The sequence below is a fragment of the Acidovorax sp. LjRoot194 genome, assembly GCF_964253015.1.
Classification (GTDB): Bacteria; Pseudomonadota; Gammaproteobacteria; order Burkholderiales; family Burkholderiaceae_C; genus Acidovorax.
Window position 1 is genome coordinate 2,070,816 of record NZ_CAXUQB020000001.1, and the last position, 26,390, is coordinate 2,097,205.

General features: G+C 67.5%; 20 protein-coding genes. 8 read left to right on the forward strand and 12 right to left on the reverse strand.

Annotated features, from left to right (window positions below; genetic code table 11):
• Nucleotides 1–8: 8 nt before the first annotated feature.
• The 3 genes from ACSQ3N_RS09395 to dnaG all read right to left on the reverse strand — a co-directional run bounded on the left by ACSQ3N_RS09395 (nt 9) and on the right by dnaG (nt 6,057).
• Entirely contained in the window at nt 9–1,040 is a 1,032-nt protein-coding gene (locus ACSQ3N_RS09395; RefSeq protein WP_436146128.1) for a Bug family tripartite tricarboxylate transporter substrate binding protein, read from the reverse strand.
• Between the two features lie 309 nt (nt 1,041–1,349).
• Entirely contained in the window at nt 1,350–3,722 is a 2,373-nt protein-coding gene (gene rpoD / locus ACSQ3N_RS09400; RefSeq protein ID WP_056173865.1) for an RNA polymerase sigma factor RpoD, read from the reverse strand.
• A gap of 256 nt (nt 3,723–3,978) precedes the next feature.
• A complete protein-coding gene (dnaG, locus tag ACSQ3N_RS09405; RefSeq protein WP_056173868.1) occupies nt 3,979–6,057 on the reverse strand; it encodes a DNA primase in 2,079 nt (692 codons plus the stop codon).
• Nucleotides 6,058–6,115: 58 nt separating this feature from the next.
• On the opposite strand from dnaG, the gene ACSQ3N_RS09410 reads away from it, so the two are divergent.
• Both ACSQ3N_RS09410 and ACSQ3N_RS09415 read left to right on the forward strand, forming a co-directional pair.
• Entirely contained in the window at nt 6,116–7,210 is a 1,095-nt protein-coding gene (locus ACSQ3N_RS09410; protein WP_082517140.1) for an ABC transporter substrate-binding protein, read from the forward strand.
• Nucleotides 7,211–7,212: 2 nt separating this feature from the next.
• The gene (locus ACSQ3N_RS09415) at nt 7,213–8,898 is read left to right on the forward strand and encodes a GGDEF domain-containing protein (protein WP_235507507.1); all 1,686 of its coding nucleotides are present in this window, start codon (nt 7,213–7,215) and stop codon (nt 8,896–8,898) included.
• A 235-nt stretch (nt 8,899–9,133) separates the two neighbouring features.
• Here the strand turns inward: ACSQ3N_RS09415 and ACSQ3N_RS09420 are convergent, their stop codons facing one another.
• Entirely contained in the window at nt 9,134–10,018 is an 885-nt protein-coding gene (locus tag ACSQ3N_RS09420) for a helix-turn-helix transcriptional regulator (RefSeq protein WP_056173872.1), read from the reverse strand.
• Nucleotides 10,019–10,182: 164 nt separating this feature from the next.
• On the opposite strand from ACSQ3N_RS09420, the gene ACSQ3N_RS09425 reads away from it, so the two are divergent.
• Both ACSQ3N_RS09425 and ACSQ3N_RS09430 read left to right on the forward strand, forming a co-directional pair.
• Nucleotides 10,183–10,758: a carboxymuconolactone decarboxylase family protein gene (locus ACSQ3N_RS09425; protein ID WP_056173875.1), complete on the forward strand. Its 576-nt coding sequence runs from the start codon at nt 10,183–10,185 to the stop codon at nt 10,756–10,758.
• A gap of 281 nt (nt 10,759–11,039) precedes the next feature.
• Entirely contained in the window at nt 11,040–11,714 is a 675-nt protein-coding gene (locus ACSQ3N_RS09430) for a pyridoxamine 5'-phosphate oxidase family protein (protein WP_082517141.1), read from the forward strand.
• Between the two features lie 362 nt (nt 11,715–12,076).
• Here the strand turns inward: ACSQ3N_RS09430 and ACSQ3N_RS09435 are convergent, their stop codons facing one another.
• The 3 genes from ACSQ3N_RS09435 to ACSQ3N_RS09445 form a co-directional block, all read right to left on the reverse strand.
• Entirely contained in the window at nt 12,077–14,275 is a 2,199-nt protein-coding gene (locus tag ACSQ3N_RS09435) for a DUF4135 domain-containing protein (RefSeq protein WP_436146129.1), read from the reverse strand.
• Nucleotides 14,241–14,726 carry a type III secretion system chaperone gene (locus ACSQ3N_RS09440; RefSeq protein WP_056173879.1) on the reverse strand — a complete coding sequence of 162 codons (486 nt, stop codon included), beginning with the start codon at nt 14,724–14,726 and terminating at the stop codon, nt 14,241–14,243. Before ACSQ3N_RS09440 ends, ACSQ3N_RS09435 begins: the two co-directional genes overlap by 35 nt.
• Nucleotides 14,727–15,210: 484 nt before the next feature.
• Nucleotides 15,211–16,188 (reverse strand): LysR substrate-binding domain-containing protein, encoded by a 978-nt coding sequence (locus ACSQ3N_RS09445; RefSeq protein WP_056173882.1) that lies wholly within the window; start codon nt 16,186–16,188, stop codon nt 15,211–15,213.
• A gap of 105 nt (nt 16,189–16,293) precedes the next feature.
• On the opposite strand from ACSQ3N_RS09445, the gene ACSQ3N_RS09450 reads away from it, so the two are divergent.
• On the forward strand, nt 16,294–17,052 hold the full coding sequence (locus ACSQ3N_RS09450) for a sulfite exporter TauE/SafE family protein (protein ID WP_056173885.1): 759 nt from the start codon (nt 16,294–16,296) through the stop codon (nt 17,050–17,052).
• A 174-nt stretch (nt 17,053–17,226) separates the two neighbouring features.
• The gene (locus ACSQ3N_RS09455; RefSeq protein WP_056173887.1) at nt 17,227–17,667 is read left to right on the forward strand and encodes a cupin domain-containing protein; all 441 of its coding nucleotides are present in this window, start codon (nt 17,227–17,229) and stop codon (nt 17,665–17,667) included.
• 168 nt (nt 17,668–17,835) lie between these two features.
• Here ACSQ3N_RS09455 and ACSQ3N_RS09460 read toward each other — a convergent pair whose 3' ends face one another.
• From ACSQ3N_RS09460 to ACSQ3N_RS09480, 5 genes are all read right to left on the reverse strand, one after another.
• Entirely contained in the window at nt 17,836–18,156 is a 321-nt protein-coding gene (locus tag ACSQ3N_RS09460) for a hypothetical protein (protein ID WP_156372227.1), read from the reverse strand.
• A gap of 23 nt (nt 18,157–18,179) precedes the next feature.
• The gene (locus tag ACSQ3N_RS09465; protein WP_156372228.1) at nt 18,180–20,045 is read right to left on the reverse strand and encodes a gamma-glutamyltransferase family protein; all 1,866 of its coding nucleotides are present in this window, start codon (nt 20,043–20,045) and stop codon (nt 18,180–18,182) included.
• A 157-nt stretch (nt 20,046–20,202) separates the two neighbouring features.
• Nucleotides 20,203–21,768: an alkaline phosphatase D family protein gene (locus ACSQ3N_RS09470; RefSeq protein ID WP_056173894.1), complete on the reverse strand. Its 1,566-nt coding sequence runs from the start codon at nt 21,766–21,768 to the stop codon at nt 20,203–20,205.
• Nucleotides 21,769–22,009: 241 nt separating this feature from the next.
• A complete protein-coding gene (locus ACSQ3N_RS09475) occupies nt 22,010–23,551 on the reverse strand; it encodes a GGDEF domain-containing protein (RefSeq protein ID WP_056173897.1) in 1,542 nt (513 codons plus the stop codon).
• Between the two features lie 133 nt (nt 23,552–23,684).
• Nucleotides 23,685–24,659, reverse strand: a complete 975-nt coding sequence (locus ACSQ3N_RS09480) for an NADPH:quinone oxidoreductase family protein (protein ID WP_056173901.1) — start codon at nt 24,657–24,659, stop codon at nt 23,685–23,687.
• 152 nt (nt 24,660–24,811) lie between these two features.
• Between ACSQ3N_RS09480 and surE the strand changes: the two genes are divergently transcribed.
• A complete protein-coding gene (surE, locus tag ACSQ3N_RS09485) occupies nt 24,812–25,600 on the forward strand; it encodes a 5'/3'-nucleotidase SurE (RefSeq protein WP_056173904.1) in 789 nt (262 codons plus the stop codon).
• A gap of 2 nt (nt 25,601–25,602) precedes the next feature.
• Nucleotides 25,603–26,379, forward strand: a complete 777-nt coding sequence (locus ACSQ3N_RS09490; RefSeq protein ID WP_056173906.1) for a protein-L-isoaspartate(D-aspartate) O-methyltransferase — start codon at nt 25,603–25,605, stop codon at nt 26,377–26,379.
• The last annotated feature ends 11 nt before the right edge of the window (nt 26,380–26,390 follow it).

Genomic DNA, 26,390 nt, shown 5'->3' on the forward strand with positions numbered 1-26,390 from the left:
CGCAAGGCTCAGGCCTTGAGCTTGAGCAGGTAGACCATCACGCGCGCGGTGGTCAGGTCCAGCTCCATGAACTCCGCCAGGTCCTTGCCCGCCAGCCAGGACGGGTCCCAGCGGTTGGTCTTGAGCGTGCGCAGCCACGATTCATGGCCGGTGGCGGCCTCGACGGCGGTCAGCATGTCCGCCGTGCGCGCGGCCGACACGCCCTTGCCGGTGAACACGCCACGCCAGTTGGCCATGGTGGCGTCCAGGCCCTGTTCGCGAAAGGCGGGCAGGCCGAACACGCTGCGCCGCGACGACACCCCGATGGCGCGCAGCTTGCCGGAGGCGATCGCATCGCTGAACTCGCTGTAGCCGGACAGGCCGACGGTCGCGCTGCCCGACAGCACGGCGTCCACCACCTCGGAGCCGCCGGCGAAGGGCTTGTAGACCAGGTTCTCGGGGTTGGCCTTGGACGCGCGCGCCAGCACGCCGGCGAAGATGTGGTCCACCCCACCGGCCGAGCCGCCGGCCACGGGCACCGCCCGCAGGTCGGCGCGCAGGGCTTCGGCCAGGTCCTTGGTGTTCTGGATGGGGGATTTGGCGGCGACGGCGGCCACCAGATAGTCGCTGGTCAGGCGTGCCAGCGGCTGGATCTGGGTCAGGTCCACGGCGGGCTTTTGCAGCGCCACGGCGCCCACCATCACCATGCCGCCCATCAGCAGGGTGTTGGCGTCGTTGCCGTATTTTTCAGCGTACTTGGCCAGGCCGATGGTGCCGCCCTTGCCGCCGATGTTCTCGTACTCGACCTGGTCGGCTGCGCCCACGCCCACCAGGGCCGCGCCCAGCGCGCGGCCGGTCTGGTCCCAGCCGCCGCCGGGGTTGGCCGGGATCACGATGCGCAGCGTGGGGGCCAGCTTGGGCGCCTTGGCGTGCGCATTGCGTGCGGCCGCACTTGTGGCCTGCGCCCAGGCAGCGGGCGCCATCGTGGCGCCCAGGGCGCCCACGGCGCCGGCAGCAGCGGCGCGGGCAAGGATGTCGCGGCGGTTGAAGGATGTGGTCATGCGGTGTCTCGCAAAAAGGTGGCAGGTCGTTGAACGGGCACGCGCAGGATGCACAGGGGGCAGGTGTCTGAACCGGAATCCGGTTCGGAACACAAGGCCTGCTCCTGGAGATTGCCGAACTGCATGACAGTCTCCCTCAGCGGTGTGTAATAGTCGCGTTACAACCTGTCATTTTGCTGTCTAGAGCGTCCGGGTTAACGCGGGTCTGTGGTGGAAACAGCAGAAAAAATGGCAAAAGCCCTGCACCGCAACGCGGCCAGGGCTTTTTGAGGGGTTCGCGGCATTGAATGCCGCGTCTTGTGCGCCGTGTTACAGCGAGTCGATGAAGCTGCGCAGCTTGTCCGAGCGGCTGGGGTGCTTGAGCTTGCGCAGCGCCTTGGCTTCTATCTGGCGGATGCGTTCGCGGGTCACGTCGAACTGCTTGCCCACTTCTTCCAGCGTGTGGTCGCTGGTCATCTCGATGCCGAAGCGCATGCGCAGCACCTTGGCTTCGCGGGGCGTGAGGCCGTCCAGGATGTCCTTGACCACGTCGCGCAGGCCGGCCTGCATGGCGGCTTCGATCGGGGCGGTGTTGGCACCGTCCTCGATGAAATCGCCCAGGTGGCTGTCGTCGTCGTCGCCGATCGGCGTTTCCATGGAGATCGGCTCCTTGGCGATCTTCATGATCTTGCGGATCTTGTCTTCCGGGATCTCCATCTTGGCCGCCAGGATGGACGCATCGGGCTCGAAGCCGAACTCTTGCAAGTGCTGGCGGCTGATGCGGTTCATCTTGTTGATCGTCTCGATCATGTGCACCGGGATGCGGATGGTGCGCGCCTGGTCGGCGATCGAGCGGGTGATGGCCTGGCGGATCCACCACGTGGCGTAGGTCGAGAACTTGTAGCCGCGGCGGTATTCGAACTTGTCCACCGCCTTCATCAGGCCGATGTTGCCTTCCTGGATCAGGTCCAGGAACTGCAGGCCGCGGTTCGTGTACTTCTTGGCGATCGAGATCACGAGGCGCAGGTTGGCCTCGATCATTTCCTTCTTGGCATCGCGCGAGGTGGCTTCACCTTCGTTCATGCGCTTGTTGATGCCCTTGAGCTCGGTCAGCGGCACCACCACGCGCGACTGCAGGTCCATCAGCTTTTGCTGCAGGTCCTGGATGGGCGGGATGTTGCGCGCGATGATGGACGACCAGGGCTTGCCGGCGTTGGCCTGCTTCTCGACCCACTGCAGGTTCAAGAGGTTGGGCGGGAAGTCCTTGATGAAGGTTTCCTGCGGCATGCCGCACTTGTCCACGATGATGCGGCGCAGCTCGCGTTCCTTCTTGCGCACGTCGTCCACCTGGCCGCGCACCATGTCGCACAGCTTCTCGATGGTCTTGGCGGTGAAGCGGATGGTCATCAGCTCGGCCGACAAGGCGGCTTGCGCCTTGACGTACGCAGGCGTGCCGTAGCCTTCCTTGTCGTACACCTTGTGCACTTTTTCAAATAGCTCGCGCAGCTTGTCAAAGCGCTCCAGCGCCTGCTTCTTGAGTTCTTCGAGCTTCTTGGTCAGCGCCTTGGAGCCGCCCTTGCCGTCGTCGTCGTCGGCTTCGTCGAATTCGTCGAAGTCTTCTTCGGCCACATAGTCGTCGGCCTCATTGGGGTTGGAGAAGCCGTCCACGATGGTGGAGATGACGACCTTGCCTTCGCGGATTTCCTCACCCATGTTGAGGATCTCGGCGATGGTGGCGGGCGATGCGCTGATCGCCTCCATCATGGCCATCAGGCCGCCTTCGATGCGCTTGGCGATTTCGATTTCGCCTTCGCGGGTCAAGAGCTCGACCGTGCCCATTTCGCGCATGTACATGCGAACCGGGTCGGTGGTGCGGCCGAATTCCGAGTCCACGGTGGACAGGGCGGCTTCAGCGGCTTCTTCGGCTTCTTCTTCGGTCGCGCCAGCGGGGGCGTTGTCCGTGATGATCAGCGCTTCGGCATCGGGCGTCTGCTCGTACACCGCCACGCCCAGGTCGTTCAGCGTGGTGATGACGGCTTCGAGGGTTTCGGCATCGACCAGCTTGTCGGGCAAGTGGTCGTTGATTTCAACGTGCGTGAGGTAGCCGCGGGTCTTGCCCAGCTTGATCAGTGCCTTCAGGCGCGCACGGCGCTTGGCCATGTCTTCTTCGGACAGGACGGTCTCGTCCAGGCCGAATTCCTTCATCAAGGCGCGTTCCTTCGCCTTGCTGATCTTCATGCGCAGCGGCTTGACCTTCTCGACCGTGGCTGTGGCCTCCGGCGTGTCCTCGACTTCGCCTTCCAGGTCCGCTTCGATGTCGGACAGGTCGGTGTCGTCACCGCTTTCCTCGGCGCCTGCGGCGGCCTTGGGCTTGCGGCCACGCTTGGCGGGCGCCTTGGCTTCGGCGTCGCCAGCGGCCTTGGCGGGACGGCCAGGGCGCTTCTTGGGGGTATCGTCTTCGTCGGATGCAGCAACTGCCTTGGCACGGGCAGGCTTCTTCTTCAGCAATTCATCGGCAGCTTTGGTCAGCTCGGCAGAACTTTTCACGGGCACTGGTTGGACTTTCTTGGCCGCTGTGGCGGGTGCGGGGGCGGACTTTTTGGCCGCGGCCTTCGCGGGCGCCTTGGCAGCAGGGGTGGAGACGGCCTTCGCGGCGGTAGCTGGAGCAGACTTGGGCGGCTTCGCGGACTTTTGAGCGGGCATGGGCACCTCAGAATCAAAAACGGACACAAAGAAAACGCAAACGCCACAGATCCCGGCGCGGGTGGCAAAGCGAGCCCCGAAAGGCATGCGCTTTTTGAGGGGAAACCCTCAGGGGCAAGATGTCTGGGCGATCATTTGGTGTGCAGTCCTTGCGATGATTGGGCTGTTGTGCGCGTTTGTCACGGTGGCCCGGTTCGGAGGTGCTGCTGTCGCTCTTGCCGCTAACTAACCCTACATTATACCTCTTGGCAGTATTTCAAGCGGTCTTGGCGCCCACGCCCAACAAAACCCTGCGTTTCTGTTCCAGCTCGCGGTAGCGCTCCAGGGCGGTCGCGTCGGTGGCGGCCTGCAGCATCAGCAGTTTTTGCTGCTCTTCGATGTCCTCGACCTGCATGCGGTTCAGTAAATCGCGCAGTTCCGTGCGCAGCTCCTGCAAATCGCCTTCGGTCTGGGCGTGCGAGCCGGTCATCACCTTCACGGCCAGCGCCTCGCACTCGTGATCGCGCAGGCTTTCGCGCAGCACCGCCCAGGCCAGGGGCCCGTGTTCATGGAACTGTGCCTCCAGCCAGCCAAAGAGCGGGCCGTGGGGCGGCTGCAACGCGCACAGAGTGGTGTGGTCGTCGTGCGTCAGCTCTTCCAGAAACGCCATGTGCGACAGCAGCAGGCGCGCGGCGTGGTCCGTGCGGCTGGCGGTGGGTGTGCGCGGCAGGCGGGGCTGGGGCGGCCAGGGGGCGTCCTTGTCGCGTTTTTTCCAGTTGCTTTTCCAGTCGCCGCCCTTGCGGAACGGGGGCTTGTTGCCGTAGCTGCCGCCTTGGCCGCCCTGTCCCGTGCCACCGCCGCCCCCGCCGCCATAACCGCCTTGGTAGCCACCGTCATATCCCCCGGCTGGTTCGCCCTGGGGCGGCCACGCCCCCCCGTCGGGCGGGGTGTCCCAGGAAGGCGGTTCGTGGTCGTAGGCCGCAGGGGCCTGCCGGGGCTGTGGATTGCCTGTGCCCCCATGGCCGGAGTGGGAGGACCGCGGTGTCTCGCGCGCCGTGGCCTGGCCCCACAGGTCCGCCAGGTCCTGTGCCTTGAGCTGGGTCAGGTCCGCCAGCTCGCCCAGCACCTGGCGCTTGAGCACGCCGTCGGGCAGCGCCGTCCACAGCGGGCGCGCGTTGCTGGCCATGTGGGCGCGGCCCTCGGCGGTGGCCAGGTCGCAGCCGTCGCTGGCCGATTCGACCAGAAAGCGGCTGAGCGGCACCGCCTCACTCACGTGCTTGGCAAAGGCGTCGGTGCCGTTTTCGCGGATGAAGCTGTCCGGGTCGTGCTCGGCCGGCAGAAACAGGAACTTGATGCTGCGCGTGTCCGTGGCGTGGGGCAGGGCGCCATCGAGCGCCTTGCGCGCTGCGCGCCGGCCGGCGGCGTCGCCGTCGAAGCTGAACACCACCGATTCGGTAAAACGCAGCAGCTTGTGCACATGCTCGGGCGTGCAGGCCGTGCCCAGCGTGGCCACCGCGTTCGGAAACCCCAGCTGTGCCAGCGCCACCACGTCCATGTAGCCTTCGGTGACGAGGGCGTAGCCGTGCTCGCGGATGGGGGTGCGGGCCTCGAACAGGCCGTACAGCTCGCGCCCCTTGTGGAACACCGGGGTCTCTGGCGAGTTCAGGTACTTGGGCTTGTCATCGCCCAGCACGCGCCCGCCAAAGCCGATGCATTCGCCCTTGACGTTGCGGATGGGGAACATCACCCGGTCGCGGAAGCGGTCGTAGCGCTTGTCCTGCCCGTCCTCGCCCACGATGACCAGACCGCTTTCTTCCAGCAGCGGGTCGTCGTAGTGCGGGAACACGCTCGCCAGGCTGCGCCAGCCCTCCGGCGCGTAGCCCAGGCCGTAGCGCTTGGCGATGGCACCCGAGACGCCACGCCCCTTGAAGTACGCGATGGCCCGCTGCGATTCGCGCAGCTGGCGGCGGTACGCGTCGCCCGCTTTCTCCAGCACATCGGTCAGCGTGGCCTGCTTCTGGCGGGCGGCGGCGGCGCGCTCTTTCTCTTGCGGGGAGATGTCGTCGTCGGGCACCTGCAGGCCCACCTGCTGGGCCAGGTCCTGCACCGCCTCGACGAAGCCCATGCCCGCGTGGTCCATCAGAAAGCTGATGGCGTTGCCGTTCTTGCCGCAGCCAAAGCAGTGATAGAACTGCTTGGCGGGGCTCACGCTGAAGGAGGGGGATTTTTCGCCGTGGAAGGGGCACAGCCCCATGAAATTGGCCCCGCCTTTCTTGAGCTGCACGTAGCGGCCCACGATGTCGACCACATCGACGCGGGCAAGCAGTTCCTGGATGAAAGACTGGGGGATCGTCACCAGCCTATTGTCCGCGTAAACTGTTTGTTACCAAGTATTGCAAAAAAGGCTTTCGGGCATGGTGGCAATGGCACGGTGGCGGGCGACGCACGCGTCCAGCACCTCTGCGCTGCGGCGCAGGGACCTGGCTGCGCTGCTGCCTTGGGCTGCTGCAGTATTCGTCCCCGTGCCCGCGCGGGCCGCCACGGTGCTGCGCGTGCTGTCCTGGCCGGGCTATGCCGACCCCGACATCGTGGCGACGTTTGAAAAGCGCCACGGGGTCAAGGTGGAGATCACCACCGTGGCGTCCGACGACGTGATGCGCGCCAAACTGGCCAGCACCGCAGCGCCGGGCTTTGACCTGGTGGCCGCCAACACGGCGGAAATCGCCCGGCTGGTGGCCAGGCGCCTGCTGGCACCGTTGCCGCTCAACAACATCCCCAACACGCAGCGCCAGTTGCCGCGCTTTCGCAACCTGCAGGCCATCGCTGGCCTGGCCCAGGGCATGGATGTCTATGGCATGCCCTACACCTATTCGGAGATGGGCCTCATCTACGACCGCCAGCAGTTCACGACTCCGCCGCAGTCCATCGGCGTGCTGTGGGAGCCGCGCTGGCGCGGCCGGGTGCTGGCGTTCGACGGCAGCAGCCACGGGTTTTCGCTGGCGGCCATGTACCGGGGGCTGCCGCCGTTTCACATCGCCGCCAGCCAGTTCGGCCCGCTGGCCCGGGACCTGGTGGCGCTGCGGCGCAACGTGCGCTCGTTCTACAGCCTGCCCGAAGAATCGCTGGAGCTGTTTCGCAAGCACCGCATCGCGGTCATGCATGCCAACTACGGCCAGCAGCAGCTCAAGCAATTGCGCGACGCGGGGCTGGACGTGGGCTACGTGGTGCCGCGCGAGGGGGCGCTGGCCTGGCTCGACTGCTGGGCCATCACCCGCCGCTCCACGCAGGCGGGCTTGGCGGCGCAGTGGATCGACTACATGCTCAAGCCGGCCGTAAGCCGCGAGCTCACGCGGCGCCAGGGCCTGGCCAACACGCTGGAGGAGCCGCCCGCGCTGTCGGGCGATGCGCCCGCCGGCACCATCGTGTGGCTGCAGCCGGTGGAGGACGAAGCCCGCCGCGCGCAGCTGTGGCGGCGCATCCTGTCGGGCGACCGGCCCGCGAGGTTCTGACGATGGCGTCGCCTCACAGCCGCGGCGTGACCTGGGGCATTGCGCTGCGCCTGGCCGTGCTGCTCGCGTCCTTCAGCGTGCTGGCCGCGCTGCTGGCGGGCTACTACACCTTCGAGTCCAGCCGCACGCGCCTGCAGGGGCGGGCGGAGCAGGCGCTGCTGGCCACCACGCAGGTGCTGGCGCGGCACCTGCAGGCGGGCTTCGGCGCAGTGGCGCGGGACGCCGCCTTCCTGGCCAGCGTGGCCAGCATCGAGCAGGACCGCAACGTGCTGGCCGATGTGTTCCGCGCCAGCCTGATCACCCACCCCAGCTACCTGCAGATCCGCTTCATCGCGGCGCAGGACTATGGCCTCGAGCAGGTGCGCATCGACCGCAAGGGTGACGCCTGGATACGCGCTGGCGACGACGAGCTGCAGGAGAAGGCGCACTTCCCCTTCGTGTTCGAAACCCTGGCGCTGGGCGCGGGCGAGGTGTATGTGTCGGAGTTCGGCATCAACCACGAAGGCGCGGACGATGCCGAGGCGCTGCCGGTCTTCAGCATGGCCTCTCCGGTGGTGCGCGGCGGCCAGGTGCGGGGCGTGGTGGTGGTGCGGGTGGCGGCGCAGCGGTTCTTGCAGAGCTTCCATGCAGCGCTGCCCGCGCCGTATGGCTTCTTCCTGAGCAACCGCTGGGGCGACTTTCTGGTGCACCCGGATGCCACCCAGGCCTTCGGCTTCGACCGCGGGCAGCGCATTCTGGTGCAGGACACCTTTGCGCCCGCCGCCCCGCTGATCAGCGGCGCCCGCACGGAGGCCGTGTTCAGCCAGCCGGCCACCGACGACGACGAGGAGGCGCGCGCGTTCTCGTTCGTGCGCATGCCGTTCGGGCGGGAGGGTGAGGGCCGGTTCATGGTGGTGGGGCTGTCGCAGCCGCTGGCTGCGGTGCAGGGCGAGGTGCTGGAGCTCGGCCGCAGCGTGTTCAAGATCCTGCTGGTGCTCAGCGCGGTGGGCGTGCTGCTGGCCGCAGGGGTGTCGCGCCTGGTCACGCAGCCGCTGCAGGCCATGGTGCGTGCCGCGCAGGCGTTTTCGCAGGGCCGGCCCCACAGCGACCTGCCGCTGCAGCGCAAGGACGAGATCGGCGAGCTGGCGCGCAGCTTTCACGACATGGAGCAGCAGATCGGCCGCCAGATCACCGAGCTGAACGCCAGCCGCGACGCCATGGCCCACCTGGCCCACCACGATGCGCTCACCGGCCTGCCCAACCGCCGCATGTTCGAGCAGCGGCTGGCCCAGGCGCTGGAGCTGTCGCGCCGCAGCGGCCGCGCCTGCGCGCTGCTGTTCGTGGACCTCGATGAGTTCAAGCGCATCAACGACGCGCACGGCCATGCGGTGGGCGACCTGGTGCTGCAGGCTGCAGCCCGCACAATCGTGGGGGCGGTGCGCCAGTCCGACACGGTGGCGCGGCTGGCGGGCGATGAGTTCACGGTGCTGTGCGAGAACGTCGACTCCGAAGACGCAGCGCTGCAGATCGCCGCCAAGCTCGAGCGCGCCTTCCACGTGCCCCTGAGCATCGAAGGCCGCCCGCTGCCCGTGCGCCCCAGCATCGGCGTGAGCCTGTTCCCGCGCGATGCGCAGGACGCGCACACCTTGCTGGCCAACGCGGATGCGGCGATGTACCGCACCAAGCAAAGCCATCGCCGCCGCGTGTGAGCGGTGCGGGGGGATGCACACGCGTTGCCACTCAGGGCCACTGTCCCCGGGTGCTGAAAGTGATAGGCGCTACTGTTTTGATAGCTGTTCGCGCTTGTCCAGAGAGCGGTAGAGGCATTTTTCATTTATGAAAAGCGCCCTGTACGCTGCTGCAGTGCCCGCGCCCGCCAGGCCTGCACGCCTCCGTCTCGCCTTCCTACCGCCTTCCTACCGCATCACCGCGCCCTGGCGTCCGTCACGGCTGCCCCATGGCATCGAGCCACGCGCGTGGCGACAGCCCCAGCTTTTGCGCGAACACGCGCGACAGCGCGGACGGGTTGGCGTAGCCCAGCTCCTGCGCCATCGACTTGATCGACCGGCCGCCGCGCAGGTGGGCCTGCGCCAGCGTCAGCCGCCAGTGGGCCAGGTAGTCCGCAGGCGTCTCGCCCACCACTGCCTTGAAGCGGGCGGCAAACGCGCTGCGCGACATGCCGGCCTGCGCGGCCATCTGCTCCAGGCTCCACGGCTCGCCGGGCGCTTCGTGCAGGGCCGTGAGCGTGCGCGCAAGCTGCGGGTCGGCCAGCCCGGTGAGCAGGCCGGGCGGCATCTGCGCCCTGCCGGGGTGGTCCAGCAGCCAGCGCAGCAACTGCAGCAGCACGACCTCGAAGAGCCGGTCGGCCAGCACGCGGTGGCCGCAGCGCAGGTGGTCGGTTTCGGCAAACAGCAGGTCCAGCGACAGCTGCAGTCCCGGCACGTCAGCCAGCGGCAGCAGCACCAGCGGGGGCAGGGCGCGGGCCAGCGGGTGGCTGGCGCCGCCGTCAAAGTCGAGCGCGGCGCAGGTGAAGTCCGAGCCGTCCACCGGCGCGTTGTGAAAAAAATGCTCCAGCGGCCGCGCGTAGAACAGCAGGCTGGGCTCGCAGACCTCCAGCCGCTCGGGCGGGCCGGCCAGCGGCTGGTGGGTGACCACCATCTCGCCGCGCCGCAGCACATGCAAAAACCCCCGCCCGGGCGCGGCCGCGAAGTGCGTCACCCCGCACAGCGGGCCGGTGTGAAAGAGATGCGCCCGCACCCGAAAACGCTCCAGCAGCGACGACAGCCGGTCGAACGGCGCGGGCTGCGGGGTGGAGTCGCTCTGGGTCATGGCCGTGGTTTTGGATGAATGGGTATGAATTGTAGATGATTCATTCCCAATGGTGCGGCTCTCGGCCAGACACTGCAGGGGTGCTGAGTTCATCAAGCACCCGGTGCCCCAACCCCCTGGGCGCCGGCCTGCAACCTCTTTCCCAACACTTCAAGGAAACCACCATGACCTCCCAGACCGCTGCTGTCTCCGCCTCGCCCCGCATTCCCCTCGTGGACCGCGCCACCGCCACCGGCCCGGCCCGCGCGCTGCTGGACCAGATCCACGGTGCTTTCGGCGCCACACCCCACATGTTCCGCGCAGTGGCCCACTCACCGGCGGCATTGCAGAGCATGTGGAGCGCTTTCGGCGCCCTGGGAGGTGGTGTCATCGGTGCCGCGCTGGGTGAGCAGATCGCCGTCGCCGTGGCCAACCGCAATGCCTGCGACTACTGCCTGGCCGCTCACACGGCGCTGGGTCGCAAGGCGGGCGTGAGCGGCGACGCGCTGGCCGCCGCGCAGTCGGGCGAATCGGCCGACCCGCGCACCGCCGCCGTGCTGCGGTTTGCACTGCAACTGGTCAACGAGCGCGGGCAGGTCGACGCCGCCGACGTGCAGGCGCTGCGCGACCAGGGCCTGGACGACGAGCACATCGTCGAGATCGTCGCCCACGTGGCGCTGAACCTGTACACCAACTACGTGAACGTGGCGCTGGCGGTGCCAGTGGACTTTCCGGGCGTGAAGCTGCGCCCCGCGCGTTGAGGCGCTGAGGCGCTGCGCTGACAGTGAGGCGTCACGGGTCAGCGCTGGCTTCAGGGCTTTCGGCTGTGCAGTTGCTGCTGCAGCTGAAGCCACGCCGCAAAGCGTGGAGCGGAGGCGGCGCGGTGACATTGGAGGCGTCATGGCGGGCGGCATGGGGGAGACGTTGTCACGCATGCTCCGCTGCAATGTCCAATGTCCAATGTGATTTGCCAGCGGCGGCCGTCTCGCGCACCATGGACCCCGGCCCTGATCCTTGCCATCACCTACCGACCAAGACCGCCATGCCACCTCATCCCGCCACCGAAACCGCCGCCACCGCAGGCCCCGCCCTTGCGCAGGCGGACCCCCATGCCATCGACACCTTGGCCGCCCTGGAGGCGCTGATGGGCCAGCCCGGCGATGCCTCCCTCCACAAAGAGGTGCCCTACGTGCACCCCACCTACCGCGCGATGATCGAGGCCGCACCGTTTGCCGTGCTGGCCACCACCGGCCCCGGCGGGCTCGACGCATCGCCGCGCGGGGACCCGCCGGGCTTTGTGCAACTGCTGGACGATAAGACCCTGTTGCTGCCCGAGCGCCGCGGCAACAACCGCGCCGACAGCCTGCGCAACATCCTGACCGACCCGCGCGTGGCGCTGTTGTTTCTCATTCCGGGTGTGGGCGAAACCCTGCGGGTGAATGGCCGCGCCCGCATCAGCGTGGCGCCCGAGCTGCTCGCGCGCTTCGTGGTCAACGGCCAGCCGCCCCAATGCGTGATCGTGGTGAACGTGGACACCGTGTTCTTCCAGTGCGCGCGGGCCATCCAGCGCTCGCGCCTGTGGGACGCCGTGCCCGCCGGCACCCCGCGCCCGGTGCCCACGCCGGGCGCGATCCTGGCGGCCATCACGCACGACGCTTTTGATGGTGCTGCGTATGACGAAGCGCTGCCAACGCGGCAGCAGGCTACCTTGTATTGAGGGGAGAGCCGCGCTAGGTCCGCGCTTGATTGCTTTCGCGTTGTCGCCGTCGGTCGCATGGGCTCGCACCCTCAGCGCGGTGTGCTTCCGGAACTCGGCCATTTCAGATGCAGTTTCCCGCTGGGGTGCGTGCTCGACTGCGATGCCTGAAGCTACGCCGATCCAATCCGAAGGTTCGTCCCCAACTGGCTTTCAAGGTCAGCTGCGGCCCACGCTCGTAATGCTGCGCGATGTCCTCGGGGTCGCGCGCTTCGTTCAGCCACTGGATGCGTTCCCTGTCGATGAAGCCTCTGGCTCAAGCGGGGTCTAGAGCCTCCTTGGAACGGCGCCGAGCCAATGCCCAGCACCGTGCATATGTAGGTTTACCCTACCAAGTTCGCCATGCTGGCTTTCATCGCCAAAACCGTCGCGGGGTTGTTATGGATATCGGCGATGCGGGCCAGTGCATCGCCAAGCCCGTCATAGCCGAAGACGTGACCGACGTCGGGCACCACGGCTGCACCGTTGCGGTCGTGGTGGAACACGTCCTGCGCGTTGCCGAGCTGTCGGGTGAAATACGCCACGTCGCCGATCGCGAAGTCCTGTCTGGCCACGGCGTCGAAACGGTGTTGTACATCTCCCAGAGCATAACGTTGGTCCACGTCGCCGACGGTCAGGTTGCCCGCCACGGCGCGGTCAGGCGCCAAATCGGAGTTGAGCTTGCGCACTTCGAGCGTCTGCAGCTGCGACAGGGTCGTGATGGGGTGGTAGCGCACGTTCATGCCGCCGAAGTGGTTGTGCAGTAGCGTGGTGAGTTGCCCGTTGGCAGGGTTGGCGGCCAGGGCGTCGAGCACCTCGTCAAAGCCTGTCTGCGCTTCCGCTTGGAACGCGGCTCCGTGTATGGGATCGTCCAGCCGCGCAGGATGCCCATTGAAATTGACGAAATTCGCGGTGGCGCTCGGCGCGACATTATGCTGGGGAACGAACGCACCGCCTCCGCCCACCATGAAGGGCAGGCGGAACTCGTTTTCGTCCACGCTGGTCAGCGCCCGGTCGAGACCCGTGGCGCCCACACTGGGCAGCGCGCCGGTACGGTCGAGCACCGAGCGGCTGAAGGCGATCTCGAGGTCGGTCATGTGCGGCCTCCCGCCCGAGACGATGAAGTTTCCTTGGTGCAAATCGGTCACGCCGCACAGATAGGCCACGGCCGCCTGGCGACCCATGTCGCGGAAGTAATTGCCGGCCAGGGCGGCGTTGGCGCCGCAATCGAAATCCGCCGCCTGGTGCGAAAGGTGCTGCACGAAGCCGTATTCGTCGCCGTTCAAGCCACCCAGCATGTAGCGGTAGGTCGGTATGGTGTTTGCGCCGACGGCATTATTTACGATGTCGGCCAGGCTGCCCGGTACGCCACCTGCGCCGCCTTCGCCCGCGATGCAGGCGTCTACCCGGCAGTCGCGTGGTTTGTAGACCACAGGATCGTTCGGAAAATTGGCGAAGGTCATGATCATCACCCGCTGGCCGCCATGGTGCGGGTCACTGCCGGTGACGTGGATGCCGGTCACATCACCCGCTGCCGCACCCGCGAAGAACGTGTTCTCGATGCCGGCGATGTCGGCCTGCACGCGCTGCAGCATGTCGTCGATGTTGCGGGTAAAGGCCACCATTTCGGTGTCCAGCGCTTGCAGCATGCTGGGGTTCTGGGCGAACAGCGCCACCGGGTCGGCTGCCAGTTGGAGAGCCAGCGCGTCATGGTTCGGGTGGGCCATGATCTGTGTGCTCATCATCATGCCGATGTGGTTGTCCAGCGACTCTGCGAGCTTGCCCGCCAGTTGCGTGAGCAGCGGGCAATTGGGGCGCGGGTCGGCCGCCATGGCGCGCGGGGCCATGTTCGCCAGCGCAGTGCGCAGGAAGGCCTCGTACATCGGCTGTCGCGCCGCGTTGGGCGTGGCCATGTTGGCCACGGCGTGGTTGACCACCGCGGTAGCCTGAACGTCGGCCGCGGTGCCAAGGGCCGCGCTGGCTGCCATGCGTGTGGCTTCCTGGTCCAGGGCCATGGCGCCCGATGCTTGGTAGGCGTTCACGATCTGCGTGGCGACCTGGCCGGTCATAACGTTGGCCTGCAAGGGTCCCGCGTTGTTGCGCAGGAAGCTGGTTTCTCGCGCCTCCAGTTTTTGTGTGGCGAAGGCACCGATGGGGGGCTGGCCGGCGAGCGCGGTGTTCCGGTGGTTTTCCAAGGCGGCCTGGCCCAGGGCGGTGCGCACTTCGCGAGCGGACAGCGGTGTCTGGTTGACGTGCGCGGGCGTGAACACGCGGTTGGCTACGGCCGCGCCATACTGGGTTGTGAGCGCGTTGGCAAACTCTTGCCGTACCGCCTGATTCTGCGCCTGGATCGTGGTGGCACGCGTGAAGAACAGCGACACACGCTCGCCCAGCGACCCGGTGACAGCGCGAAGCGCGTTGCCAGCATTGGCCAAGCTGACGCTTTGCGCAGCACCGCCGGAATAATTGATGAAGGATTGGATACCGACTGGTGGCATGGCGTGCTCCTCAACCGCGCAGCATGCCGGATGCGAACGCGCCAAGCGTAAAGCTTCCCATGCCCGGAGCGGCTGCCTCCTCTGGCGGGCGTACCAGCGCGTCGAACTTGTCCACCCACGCGGCCGTCATGTCGATGAACCATTGCAGCACAGCTAGCACCTCTTCGCCGGTGATGTTGTGCGCGGGCGTTTGGTAAGCCAGCACGACCGTGTCATCATCCTTCGCCAGCGCGAGTGTCGCACCACCGGTTTCCTGCCAGAACAAATTGGCACGCAACAGGTCCGCCAATGCGCGGCTGCGGTCCGCCGCGCCCTTCAGCGAACCCACGGGTGCGAACCAAACCACCTGGGCTTGCGCCTCCATCCACCCAAGGTTGACCACGATCTCGTCGTCGACCACCAATTGGCACGTTCCATCATCGGCGGGCTGCAGGCCCGGGAGGTTGAGTGCCGTGCGCACAGCAGACAGCACGAATTCGAATTGAGGATGAATCAAGCTGGTACTCCTTGTAGTGGTGGCCTGTAAGTCACAAGCCGGCTACAAAGGTTCCATCTCGAACACTATATGCTCTGGTCGGTGACAGGGGATTTCCGGTCACATAAGGCGTATGTCAATGCTGTGGCTGCAGCCCGCATAGACCGCGCTTTGCGCGATGGCTGCTCCAGGTGCTGCTCGAGCAAGCTTTTCAGCCGTTCCATAAACACGCGCACCCTGCGCGGCAGGCCAAGGCGATGCGCCACGACAGCGGCAAAGGCAGGGGCGGTGCCTGCAGATTCGTCAACACTTCTACCAGTGTCCAGTGCGCGAGGTGCTGCTGAAGCCTAAGCTCCAACTGGGGCGCCTGTACCATACCCAAGTCAGCAAGACTGGTGGCCTAGTGTCGGTGTATGCACGAGCGCAAAGTGGTTCGTCACTGAGAACCGTCGGGTCGGTGCTATCGCAGGTCAAGGCGCAATTGGCGCGCGAGATAGGTATTTTCTTATGCCTGCTCTGCTGCAAACCGCGTAGCCGCGTCTCGCAGTGCCTGCACGAGCAGCGCCACCTCGGCATGCTGCGCGTCCCGCTGCCGCTGGAACAGCGTGATGGGCGGCAGCGTCCAGCCGAAGCGGTGCGGCACGATGGCCACGCCGGCGATGCGCACCAGCTCCTGGGCAATGTCTGCCGGCACGATGGACACGGCCCGTTCGCTGGCCGCCACCAGTTCGCCGATGACCTTGGACGACAGGCTTTCCACATACGGCTGCGGCGGCACCACGCCCGCGCGCAGGAAGAAGTCGGTGATCTGCTCGCGCATGGGCGTCTGCCGCGCGCCCAGCACCCAGTCCAGGTCGGCCAGCTCGGCCCAGGCCAGGGGCTTGCGGGCCAGGCGCGCCGACAGGCGGCGGTGGGCAATGAGGCGCGGCTCCTGGTGGTAGAGCACCTCGTGCACCAGCCCGTCCATGTCGAGCACGGCGGAGGTGCGGCCGATCACGCAGTCGAGCTCATGCCCGCGCAGGCGCTGCAGCAAATGGTCGCTGGTGCCTTCGTGGATGCTGACCGTGGCGCGCAGGCCGCGGGGCCGCGTCTGACCGATGGCCGCAGCCAGCAGGCGCCCCGGCACGAACGGGATCACCCCCACCTGCAGGTGCGCCGCGCGGCCAGCACTGGCGGCCTCCATGTCGCGTGCCCAGTGGCCCAGGTCCTGCAGCAGGGTGCGCGCGCGGGCCAGCGCCACGGTGCCCAGCGCCGTGGGCACCATGCCGCGCGTGGACCGCTCGAACAGCGGCGCGCCGAAGATCGCCTCCAGCTCGGCCAGCGCATGGGTGATGGCCGGCTGGCTCGTGGCCATGTGGTGCGCCACGCGGGTGAGCGTGCCATGCGCCTCGATCTGCTGCAGCAGCACCAGGTGGCGCATCTTCAGGCGCGAGGCCAAGCGGGCGTGGATGGCGTCGGGGTCGAGGGGCAGATGCGCAGGCATGGCTGGTTTCGGGCTATTAGTAAATCAATATGGTTTGATATTAATTGCTGATGCTTTGCTTATGAGAACTCTCCACAATGCACGGCAACAACGGAGGGGAAGGTGATGGACTCATCAGTGGTGTGGGTGGTGGCCCTGGGGGCCGTGGCGGCGGGCTTTGTGCAGGGCTTGTCGGGCTTTGGCTTTGGCATGGTGGCCATGTCGTTCTGGGCCTGGACGCTGGAGCCGCGCCTGGGCGCGGTGCTGACGGTGTGCGGCGCACTCACCGGCCAGCTGGTGGCGGCGTTCTCGGTGCGCCGGGGTTTTGACAAGGCGCGGCTGCTGCCCTTCGTGCTGGGCGGCCTGGCGGGCATTCCGCTGGGCGTGGCCGTGCTGCCACGCCTGGACATGGACGCCTTCAAGCTCGTGCTGGGCACGCTGCTGGTGCTGTGGTGCCCGGCCATGCTGATGGCCAAACAGTTGCCCCGCATCACCCGCGGCGGGCGTGTGGCGGACGCGGTGGTCGGCCTGGCCGGTGGGGTGATGGGCGGCCTGGGCGGCTTCACCGGCGTGCTGCCCACGCTGTGGTGCACCCTGCGCGGCATGGACAAGGACGTGCAGCGCGCCATCATCCAGAACTTCAACCTGGCGATGTTGCTGGTGACCTTCGGGACTTACGCGGCCACAGGCCTGATCAACCGCGAGGCCCTGCCCCTGCTGGCCATCGTGGTCCCCGCCATGCTGTTGCCCACGCTGCTGGGCGCCCGGCTGTACCACGGCATCAGCGACGCGAGGTTCCGGCAGATCGTGCTGGGCATGCTGACGCTGTCGGGCGTGGCGATGCTGGTGGCGAGCGTGCCGAAGGTGCTGGCGCGGTGGCTGTAGTGACACACCGTCAGAACCCTGACGGCCTGGCAGCGCGGCCGCGCGTTCGGGCCTAACATGCTCCCCGGCACACGCCCCGATGCACGCAGGCGTGGCCGCCGCACCAGGCTGCATCGAGGTCAACGCCAACGTCAAAGCAACCGCAGCCGCGGCTTCATCCACCGAGGAGACTTCATGACAACAACACACAGCAAAACCCTGGCCCGCGCTGCAGGCGCCGCCGTCGCACTGGCATTGGTTGCCGCGCCGGCGCTGGCCGACGTGTTCACCAAGGAAGAGCTGATCAAGGCCAACAAGGAGGCTGCAGGCGGCGGCAAGGGCACGCTGGTCGGCGAATACGCCTTCACGCGCGACAAGGCGCTCAAGGACCACGCGATCAAGGAGATCAGCTGGCTCACGCTGCAGCCGGGCGACTCCATCGGTTTTCACAAGCACACGACCAACGAAGATACCTACATCATCATTTCCGGCCGCGGAACCTTTCGCGACAAGGACGGCAAGGACGTGGCCGTGAAACCGGGCGACGTGACGATCGTGCGCAAGGGCGAGTCCCATGGCCTTGCGAACACCGGCACCGAGCCGCTGGTGTTTGTGGATGTGATCGCCGAGCAGTGACGCCAGCGCCGGCGGTGCTTTGATGGCACGGGTGACGGCACCAAGAGCGTTCTGCACAGTGGATGGCAGAATGCTCTTTTTTTGATAGCTGCTGGCGCTTGTCCAGTGCGCGGTAGCGGCACTTTTTCCTGGGATTGCGTGCCACCCTGGGCGCATCCATATGGCTGGCTAGCCGCTCGCCGAATTTTCCCAATCCTTTGGACCGGTCCGCATGATCACGAAAGCCCCGAGGACCGTGCCGATCGGTACCGCAAAAAGCAGCAGGATTCCCAGGGTCCGAGACAAGCTGCGACCCCACAGCAGCCCATTGCGAACGCCCCTCAATGCCAGGGCGTGGAGTACCAGCGGTGTGCCGAACACGGCTGCAAAAATGAGCACGCCGGTAGCGCTGGCCTTGTCGCCTGTGAGGTGGATCGCGCTCAACAGTGCCGCCATCAATCCGTAGAAGATGGCCAACCCGAGATGAATTCGGGCGAGTGATTTGTTCATCGTGCGTGCGCCGTGGTCCGCGTTCAGTCGCCCATCACCACACCCTCGCGCCGCGGGTCGGCGCCGCCCATCCACAGCTTCTTGCCATGGGCGTTGCCCAGGGTGATGGCCTGCAGGCCGCTGGTCATGTTCATCTCGCGCACCTCGGCGCCGCGGGCGCGCAGGGCCTCCACCGTGGCGGGCGGGAAGCGCTTTTCCTCCAGCAGCGTGGGCCCGTTCATGGAGCCGAAGTTGGGCAGGTTGATGGCCTGCTGCGGCATCAGGCCCCAGTTGAGCACGCCGTACAGCGTCTTGGCGGTGTAGTGGATGATGGCCGCGCCGCCGGGGCTGCCGCCGCTCATCAAGAGCTCGCCCGTGGCCTTGTCGAACACCAGCGTGGGGGCCATGGACGAGCGCGGGCGCTTGCCGGGCTGCACGCGGTTGGCAATGGGCTGGCCCTGCGCGTCGGCGGGCGCGAAGCTGAAGTCGGTGAGTTCGTTGTTGAGCAGGAAGCCCCCGCTGCGTGCGGCGCTGGTGGTCACCATCTGCCGCGCGCCGAACTGGTCTTCGATGGTGGTGGTCATGGCCACTGCGTTGCCGAAAGCGTCGACGATGCTGATGTGGCTGGTGCCGTACTCGGGCTGGTCGGGCATGGGCGCGTAGCTGGTCTTCACCGCGCCGGGGTTGCCGGGCTGCGCGACCTTCAAGCTCTGCGCGCCGATGAGCTTGGCGCGGTCGGCCAGGTAGGCGGGGGCGAGCAGGCTGCTCCAGCTGCCCGCGGGGGGCTGCACGAAGTCGGGGTCGGCCACGTACTGCGCGCGGTCGGCAAAGGCCAGGCGCGCGGCTTCGGTGTACAGGTGCAGCCAGTCGGCCGAGGGGATGCCGTCCTGCAGCGGCTTGGCGGCGGCGTCGGTGTTCTTGAGGATGCCCAGGATCTGCCCGATGGCGATGGCGCCCGAGCTGGGCGGCGGGAAGCCGCAGACGCGGAAGTCCTTGGTGGCGACCTGGTAGTCGTGGCACAGCGCCTCGCGCTTTTTAGGCTGGTAGCCGGCCAGGTCGGCCAGGCTGAGCTTGCCGGGGTTGGTGGGGTGCTTTTGCACCTTGTCGACGATGGCCTGGGCGATCTCGCCCTCGTGCAAGGCCTTGCTGCCTTCGGCGGCGATGCGTCGCAGCACGGCGGCCAGTTCGGGGTTGCGCAGGTTCACGCCCACGTCGCGGGCATCGCCATCGGCCTTGTAGAAGTAGGCGGCGGCCACCGGGTCCTTCTTGAGGTGCGGGTCCGCCGCCACCAGGGTATTGAGCCGCGCGCTGATCTTGAAGCCGCCCTCGGCCAGGGTGATGGCGGGCTGGAACAGCGTGGCCCAGGGCAGCTTGCCGTGCTGCTTGTGCGCCAGCTCCAGCATGCGCACGGTGCCGGGCACGCCGACCGAGCGGCCGCCCACCACGCCGTCGTAGAACGGCACGGGTTTGCCGTCGGCGCCGAGGAAGAGTTTTTCGTCCGCAGCGGCGGGGGCGGTCTCGCGCCCGTCGTAGGCCTCCACCGCCTTGCCGTTGCTGTGCAGCAAGAAGGCGCCGCCGCCGATGCCGCTGGACTGCGGCTCGACCAGGGTCAGCACCATCTGCACCGCAATGGCCGCGTCCACCGCCGAGCCCCCGGCCTTGAGGACCTGGTAGCCCGCATCGGTGGCCAGCGGGTTGGCGGCGGCTACGGCGAACTTCTCGGTGGCCCAGCCTGGTTTTTCGGTGTAGCCCGACGAGCCCTCCGGCTGTGCCGGCACGGTGTAGGCGAACTGCGAGGGGCTGATGGTGCCAGCGCAGCCCGCCAGCAGTGCAGCGAGCGCGGTGCTGGTGATCAGGCCAGGGCGCAAACGCCGGGACGATGCCGGGGCCGGCGAGACGATGGGGGACATGGGCTTCTCCTTCGTGGCAAGCAAGAAGCGGCCATCGTACGGTGCCCAGTCCGCGTACGGGCTTGCCGTTACATTGCGCTACAGGCGCACGGCTTGAAGCTTTTTACGGCCCTGCCGCTGTCTGGATAAGCGCTACCAGCTATCAAAAGAGGAGCGTTCACGCCGCCACGGGCCCGGCGCGGCCGTCTTGCACGACGAACTTGGCCAGGGTGCTGACGCCGCTGTCCGCGCGCATCGGGTCGTCCACGGTGCGCAGGGTGGTGGTCCAGCGCTCGGGCGTGATGTCGGCAATGCCGTAGCCGCGCAGGTCGCAGCGGGCCAGCAGCACGTGGGGGTTGTGCCGCGCCACGGCGTCCACCTTGTCCTGCGTGGTGCCCGAGCGCGAGCTGATGGAGGTGCCGCAGAACTCGCTGGCGATGACGGGCGAGTCGGGGCGGTCTGCGTCAGCGTGCACGCGACAGACGTAGTTCTGGTGGATGTCGCCGCCCAGCAGCACGGTGTTGCGGGGCGCGTGGCGGGCCACCGATTGCAGCAGGCGCGCGCGGGCCGCGGGGTAGCCGTCCCAGTTGTCGGTGGTCACCGTGCCCGACGGGTAATGGCGGGGCGAGAACAGCGTCTGCTGGGCGACCACGCTCCAGCGGGTGTCGTTGGGCGTAGCCGCGTCGCTGGCGAGGCCGGCATCGAGCCACTGCTCCTGTGCCGCACCCAGAAAGGTGCGGGCCGGGTCGGCCAGCTCGGCGCAGCCTCCGCCACGCACGGCCCCCGCGCTGGCGGATTCGGGCGTGCGGCAGGCTTGCCACGTGCGGTACTGGCGGGCGTCCAGCACATGAAGATGGGCCAGGCGGCCCCAGCGCAGGCATCGGTAGACCTGCAGCGCGTCCCACCGGGTGTCGGGGAAGGGCCGGGCCAGGCTCGTGGCGCGCAGGGGCATGTTCTCGTAGAACGCCTGCCACGCGGCGCCGCGCATCGCCAGGAAGTGCGGTGTGTCGCCCCGGCCTGCGCCCGCGGCGTAGTCGTTTTGCACTTCGTGGTCGTCCCAGGTCACGGCCCAGGGGCAGGTGGCATGGGCGGCCTGCAAGGCCGGGTCGCTCTTGTGCAGCGCATACCGGTCGCGGTAGTCGGCCAGCGTGGTCGCCAGCTTGAGGCTGTGGGTGCGCGCCAGGTCCGATGCATTCTTGGGCGTGGCGTATTCGTAGATGTAGTCGCCCAGGAACAGCACCAAGTCGGGTTGGTCGGCCGCCAGGTGGCGCCACGCGGCGTAGTGGCCGTGTTCCCACCGCTGGCACGAGGCAAAGGCCACCCGCAGCGCGCCCGGCAGGTCGCCCGCTGCGGGCGCGGTACGCGTGCGGCCCACGGTGCTGACCGCATCGCCCAGCATGAAGCGGTAGTGGTACCAACGCCCCGGTGCCAGGCCGCGCAGCTCCACATGCACGCTGTGGCCGAGCTGCGGCAGGGCGGGCGCCTCGCCCTTTTGCACGATCTTCGCAAAGCGCGCATCGTGCGCCACCTCCCACCGCACGGTGTGGGCGGCCTGCAGCTGCGCCGCATCGGCCAGCACCAGGCGCGTCCACAGCACCACCCCGTCCGGCGCCGGATCGCCACTGGCCACGCCCAGCGCAAACGGGTGGGTGGACAGCGACGGCGCGTTGCTCCACGCCCAGCGGGGCAGGGCAGTCGCTGCGGCCGCGTAGGCGGCGAGTTGTAGAAATGCGCGGCGGTCCATGGTCGGTGACGTTTCAGGTGATGGGCAACAGCAGCCCGAGCAGGCGCTGCTTTGAGCAGCATCCTAATCAAGCGGACGTCGATACCGGCGCGCCCCCAGGCCAGTGCCACCGTGGAACTGGCTCTGCCAGGCCACGGGTGGCGTCCCCCTGGGGGGAAGGCGCCGCAGGCGAATCAGGGGGGCTTCCAAGCTCTGCGTCCCCCTGGGGGGAAGGCGCCGCAGGCGACTCAGGGGGGAGTGACTAGGCCGGCATCACCCGGTTCTTGCCCGACCGCTTGGCCAGGTACATGCCCTGGTCCGCGCGGCGGATGGCGTCGGCGCTGCTTTCGCTGTCTGCCAGCTGGGCCACGCCGGCGCTGAAGGTGATGAGCACCTTCTCGGTGCCCTGCAAAAAGAACCGGGTGGTCAGCTCGCGCTGCAGCCGGGTCATGGCGGCCACGCCGCTGTCGACCGTGGTGTCGGGCAGCACCAGCACGAATTCTTCACCGCCATAGCGCGCCAGCAGGTCCTGCGGTCGCATGACCTCGCGCGTGACCTGTGCCAGGTGCACCAGGGCCGCGTCGCCGCCGGAATGGCCCAGGCGGTCGTTGATGGTCTTGAAATTGTCCACGTCGAGCAGCGCCAGGCACAGCGGCGAGCCCAGGCGGCGCGATCGGGCGATCTCGCGCTCCATCGCCTCGTCCAGGCCCTTGCGGTTGAGCGATCCGGTCAGCGGGTCGTGCCGTGCCTGGGCGCTGGCGCGGTCGAGCTCTTCCTGCAGCTTGGCCACCTCGGCGCGCTTGGCTTCGGTGCGCTCGCGCAGGTCCTGCAGTTCGTCGTGGGTCACGCGGCTGTCCAGGGCCATGGAGCGGGTCGCGCTCATCACTTCCTGCAGCACCGGGGCGATCTCCTCGATGGTGTTGGCCTTGCCGATCAGGTCGGCGCAGCGCTCCATCGTGCCCTGGTAGGTGGTGCTGGAGGCGGTGATCCGCGCCAGGCGCTCGATGAAGGTGGTGAGCATCTCCTTCATCTGCTCCTGCGCCTCGACCGTGCGGGCCTTGGCCTCGGCCTGCTTGAAGATCACGTCCTTCAGGCGGCGCTGCACGTCGTCCAGCCGGCGCAGGGTCAGCGGCGGGGTGGATGCTGCCATCAGCGCCTGGGCCTGGCCCTGCAGCCAGCGGTCTTCGGCGCTGAGCACGGCGATGTTCTCGAACACCATGTGCAGCAGATTCAGCAGGCCGCTGCGGATGGCGCCTTGCTCTTCGGTGGCAAAAGACAGCCGATAGGTGAAGTTGCCCAGCATGAGCTGGGCGGTGGAGATGGGGGGCGCGGGCTCGCGCAGGAAGGTGACGAGCTGCTGCGCCATCTCGATCACGCGGGCGTCGTCATCGCCCAGTGCGGGCAGCACGTTGTCCACCAGGCGCGCCAGGAGCTGCGCAAATTCGTCGGGCAGGATGGCGGCGGGCGGGGCGGCGTCCGCAGCCGTCTCGATGGGCGTGGCCGTGGCCGACATGGGGTTCAGCCCCAGGTTGGCGTAGCCGACCATGGTGCTTTGCAACGACGACCAGTCCTTCTGGATGATCGCCCGCTCGAATTGGCCCAAAAGGCGCTTTTGCGCCGGGGTCTGCCCCGGCAGCACCCGCAGGATCTGGCTCAGCGGTCCTTCGGGAAATGGCTGCGGGCTGCGAGTTTCGGCGATCTCGTCATACAGCGCCAGGTAGTTGTCGGGCGTGGGCTGCAAGCGGCGTATGGCCAGCTGCTTGAGTGTCTCGCGCGCGATTTCGGAGGGTGGACGGTCGGCCATGTGCTGACACCAGGGTCTGAGGGGGCTAAGTCCCCAAGTGTGACACAGCAGCCGCTGTTTGGGTGCCGCCCCCGGAGGGCAAAAACGCCGGTGACCCGGGGTGGCGGGCGCGGGTTGATGCGCCCTGCCGCTGTCAGTTGACCATGACCAGTTTGCCCATCACGCCGCGCGACCCCATGTGCGCGTAGGCGGCCGGCAGCTCGGCCATGGGCATGGTGCGGTCGATCACCGGCTTGATCCTGCCTTGGGCGTACCACTGCGCCAGCTCGCCCATCATGGCGGCGTTGGCCTTGGGTTCGCGCTTGGCGAAGTCGCCCCAGAACACGCCCACGATGGACGCGCCCTTGAGCAGCGCCAGGTTGAAGGGCAGGGCCGGGATGGGGCCGGACGCAAACCCCACCACCAGGTAGCGGCCGCGCCAGGCGATGGAGCGGAACGCGGGCTCGGCAAAGTCGCCGCCCACCGGGTCGTAGATCACGTCGGGGCCCTTGCCGTCGGTCAGTGCCTTGATGGACTCGCGCAGGTTGTCCTTGCTGTAGTTGATGGTGGCGTCCGCCCCGATGGAGGTGCACAGCGCGCATTTCTCGTCGCTTGAGGCCGCTGCGATCACGCGCGCGCCCATGGCCTTGGCGATCTGGATGGCCGAGGTGCCCACGCCGCCGGCGGCGCCCAGCACCAGCACCGTCTCGCCGGACTTGAGCGCGGCGCGGTCGACCAGCGCGTGGTAGGACGTGGCGTAGATCATGATGAAGGCGGCCGCGTCCACATGCGAGAAGCCGTCAGGCAGGGGCATGCACAGCGCAGCGGGCGCGATGGTGTGCGTGCCGAAGCCGCCTGTGCCGGACAGGCAGGCCACGTTCTGGCCGACCTTCAAGTGCGTCACGCCGTCACCCACTGCCGCTACCACGCCGGCATATTCGGAGCCGGGCACAAAGGGCAGCGGCGGCTTCATCTGGTACTTGTTCTGCACGATGAGCAGGTCGGGAAAGTTCAGGCTGGCGGCCTTGATCTCGATGAGCACCTCGCCGGCTTGGGGCGTGGGCGTGGGCAGTTCGGTCCAGGCCAGGGCGTCGACGCCGACGGGGTTGGTGCAAAGCCAAGCGTGCATGGAATGGGTCTCCGGTCAATTTTGTGAGACGCATGATATGTGGGGGGCCCGGGCGCGCGTTGTCCCACGAGCGACGGCCTTGGCTGGCGCGCGAGGGCGGGGCGGGCGGGGCACTGCGACCTACAATCGGTTGCAACCCCCTGCTGCAACCCATGAAAATTCTGATCTCCAACGACGACGGCTACCAGGCTCCGGGCATCGTGGCATTGCACGACGCGCTCAAGACCCTTGACGGGGTCGAGGTGGAGGTGGTCGCGCCAGAGCACAACAACAGCGCCAAGTCGAATGCGCTGACGCTGCACTCGCCGCTGACCGTCACCAAGGCCTACAACGGCTTTCGGTACGTGAACGGCACGCCGGCCGACTGCGTGCACATTGCGCTCACGGGGCTGCTGGGCTACCGGCCCGACCTGGTGGTCTCCGGCATCAACAATGGCGCCAACATGGGCGACGACACCATCTACTCGGGCACCGTGGGTGCGGCGATGGAGGGCTATCTGTTCGGCGTTCCGGCCATCGCGTTCTCCCAGGTCGACAAGGGCTGGGGCGAGATCGAGGCGGCTGCGGCCAAGGCCCGCGAGATCGTGGAGCAAATGCGCGCGCAGCAGTTGGTCAATGAAACACCGTGGCTGTTGAACGTGAACATTCCCAACCTGCCCCTGGATGTGCTCAAGCCCATCAAGCTGTGCCGTCTGGGCCGCCGCCATGCGGCCGAGCGCGTCATCGTGCAGGAAAGCCCGCGGGGTGAGGCGATGTACTGGATCGGCAGCGCGGGCGCTGCCAAGGACGATGCAGAGGGCACGGACTTCCACGCCACCGTGCAAGGCCATGTGTCGATCACCCCGCTGAAGGTGGACCTGACCGACCACGACAACCTGGGTTATTGGGCGCAGACGGCGTCGCGCCTGGCGTCAGGGGCGGCCCACGCCCCGAAGGCGTGACGATGCAGCAGCGCCGCCCCGGATTCCCGGCCCGTCTGCCGGGTACAGCGGCGCCCGCGCCCGCCCGACCGGCGCCAGCTGCCCCGGCAGGCGGTCGATCGCAGGCGCCTTCGCCGTCGGGTGTGGGGCTCGACTCCGCGGCCGTGCGCGCACGCATGGTGCAAAAACTGGCCGCCGGCGGCATCACGTCGACGGCCGTGCTGCAGGCCATGGGGGCCGTGCAGCGCCACCAGTTCGTGGACAGCGCGCTGGTCAACCAGGCCTATGAAGACACCAGCCTGCCCATTGGGCTCGGCCAGACCATTTCAAAGCCCAATGTGGTGGCCCGCATGTGCGAGTTGCTGCTGGGCGCTGAGATCGCGCGCTCCGGCGGGCTGGGCCGGGTGCTGGAGGTCGGGACCGGATGCGGTTACCAGGCGGCAGTGCTCAGCCACTTGGCGCGGGAGGTCTACACCCTGGAACGGTTGCGCGGGTTGCACGACAAGGCGCGCAGCAACCTGCGGCCGTTTCGTCTGGCCAATGTCCATCTGCTCTTTGGGGACGGGATGCTGGGCTATGCCAAGGGTGCGCCGTACGCGGCCATCATCGCGGCGGCAGGCGGTGATGCCGTGCCGCAGGCGTGGTGCGAACAATTGGCGGTCGGTGGACGGCTGGTGGCACCCATGGCCGTGTCAGGCGGCCAGCAGATGTTGCTTGTGATCGACAAAACCCCGCACGGATTGAAACAAAACGTGCTGGAGCCCGTACATTTTGTCCCCCTAAAATCGGGGGTTGCCTAGAGGGCCGCAGT

Excerpts from the sequence above, each read along its gene's own strand:
- ACSQ3N_RS09395 (WP_436146128.1), bottom strand. The coding sequence starts at position 1,040 with ATGACCACATCCTTCAACCGCCGCGACATCCTTGCCCGCGCCGCTGCT.
- rpoD (WP_056173865.1), bottom strand. The coding sequence starts at position 3,722 with ATGCCCGCTCAAAAGTCCGCGAAGCCGCCCAAGTCTGCTCCAGCTACC.
- ACSQ3N_RS09410 (WP_082517140.1), top strand. The coding sequence starts at position 6,116 with ATGGTGGCAATGGCACGGTGGCGGGCGACGCACGCGTCCAGCACCTCT.
- ACSQ3N_RS09415 (WP_235507507.1), top strand. The coding sequence starts at position 7,213 with ATGGCGTCGCCTCACAGCCGCGGCGTGACCTGGGGCATTGCGCTGCGC.
- ACSQ3N_RS09420 (WP_056173872.1), bottom strand. The coding sequence starts at position 10,018 with ATGACCCAGAGCGACTCCACCCCGCAGCCCGCGCCGTTCGACCGGCTG.
- ACSQ3N_RS09425 (WP_056173875.1), top strand. The coding sequence starts at position 10,183 with ATGACCTCCCAGACCGCTGCTGTCTCCGCCTCGCCCCGCATTCCCCTC.
- ACSQ3N_RS09430 (WP_082517141.1), top strand. The coding sequence starts at position 11,040 with ATGCCACCTCATCCCGCCACCGAAACCGCCGCCACCGCAGGCCCCGCC.
- ACSQ3N_RS09445 (WP_056173882.1), bottom strand. The coding sequence starts at position 16,188 with ATGCCTGCGCATCTGCCCCTCGACCCCGACGCCATCCACGCCCGCTTG.
- ACSQ3N_RS09450 (WP_056173885.1), top strand. The coding sequence starts at position 16,294 with ATGGACTCATCAGTGGTGTGGGTGGTGGCCCTGGGGGCCGTGGCGGCG.
- ACSQ3N_RS09455 (WP_056173887.1), top strand. The coding sequence starts at position 17,227 with ATGACAACAACACACAGCAAAACCCTGGCCCGCGCTGCAGGCGCCGCC.
- ACSQ3N_RS09460 (WP_156372227.1), bottom strand. The coding sequence starts at position 18,156 with ATGAACAAATCACTCGCCCGAATTCATCTCGGGTTGGCCATCTTCTAC.
- ACSQ3N_RS09465 (WP_156372228.1), bottom strand. The coding sequence starts at position 20,045 with ATGTCCCCCATCGTCTCGCCGGCCCCGGCATCGTCCCGGCGTTTGCGC.
- ACSQ3N_RS09470 (WP_056173894.1), bottom strand. The coding sequence starts at position 21,768 with ATGGACCGCCGCGCATTTCTACAACTCGCCGCCTACGCGGCCGCAGCG.
- ACSQ3N_RS09475 (WP_056173897.1), bottom strand. The coding sequence starts at position 23,551 with ATGGCCGACCGTCCACCCTCCGAAATCGCGCGCGAGACACTCAAGCAG.
- ACSQ3N_RS09480 (WP_056173901.1), bottom strand. The coding sequence starts at position 24,659 with ATGCACGCTTGGCTTTGCACCAACCCCGTCGGCGTCGACGCCCTGGCC.
- surE (WP_056173904.1), top strand. The coding sequence starts at position 24,812 with ATGAAAATTCTGATCTCCAACGACGACGGCTACCAGGCTCCGGGCATC.
- ACSQ3N_RS09490 (WP_056173906.1), top strand. The coding sequence starts at position 25,603 with ATGCAGCAGCGCCGCCCCGGATTCCCGGCCCGTCTGCCGGGTACAGCG.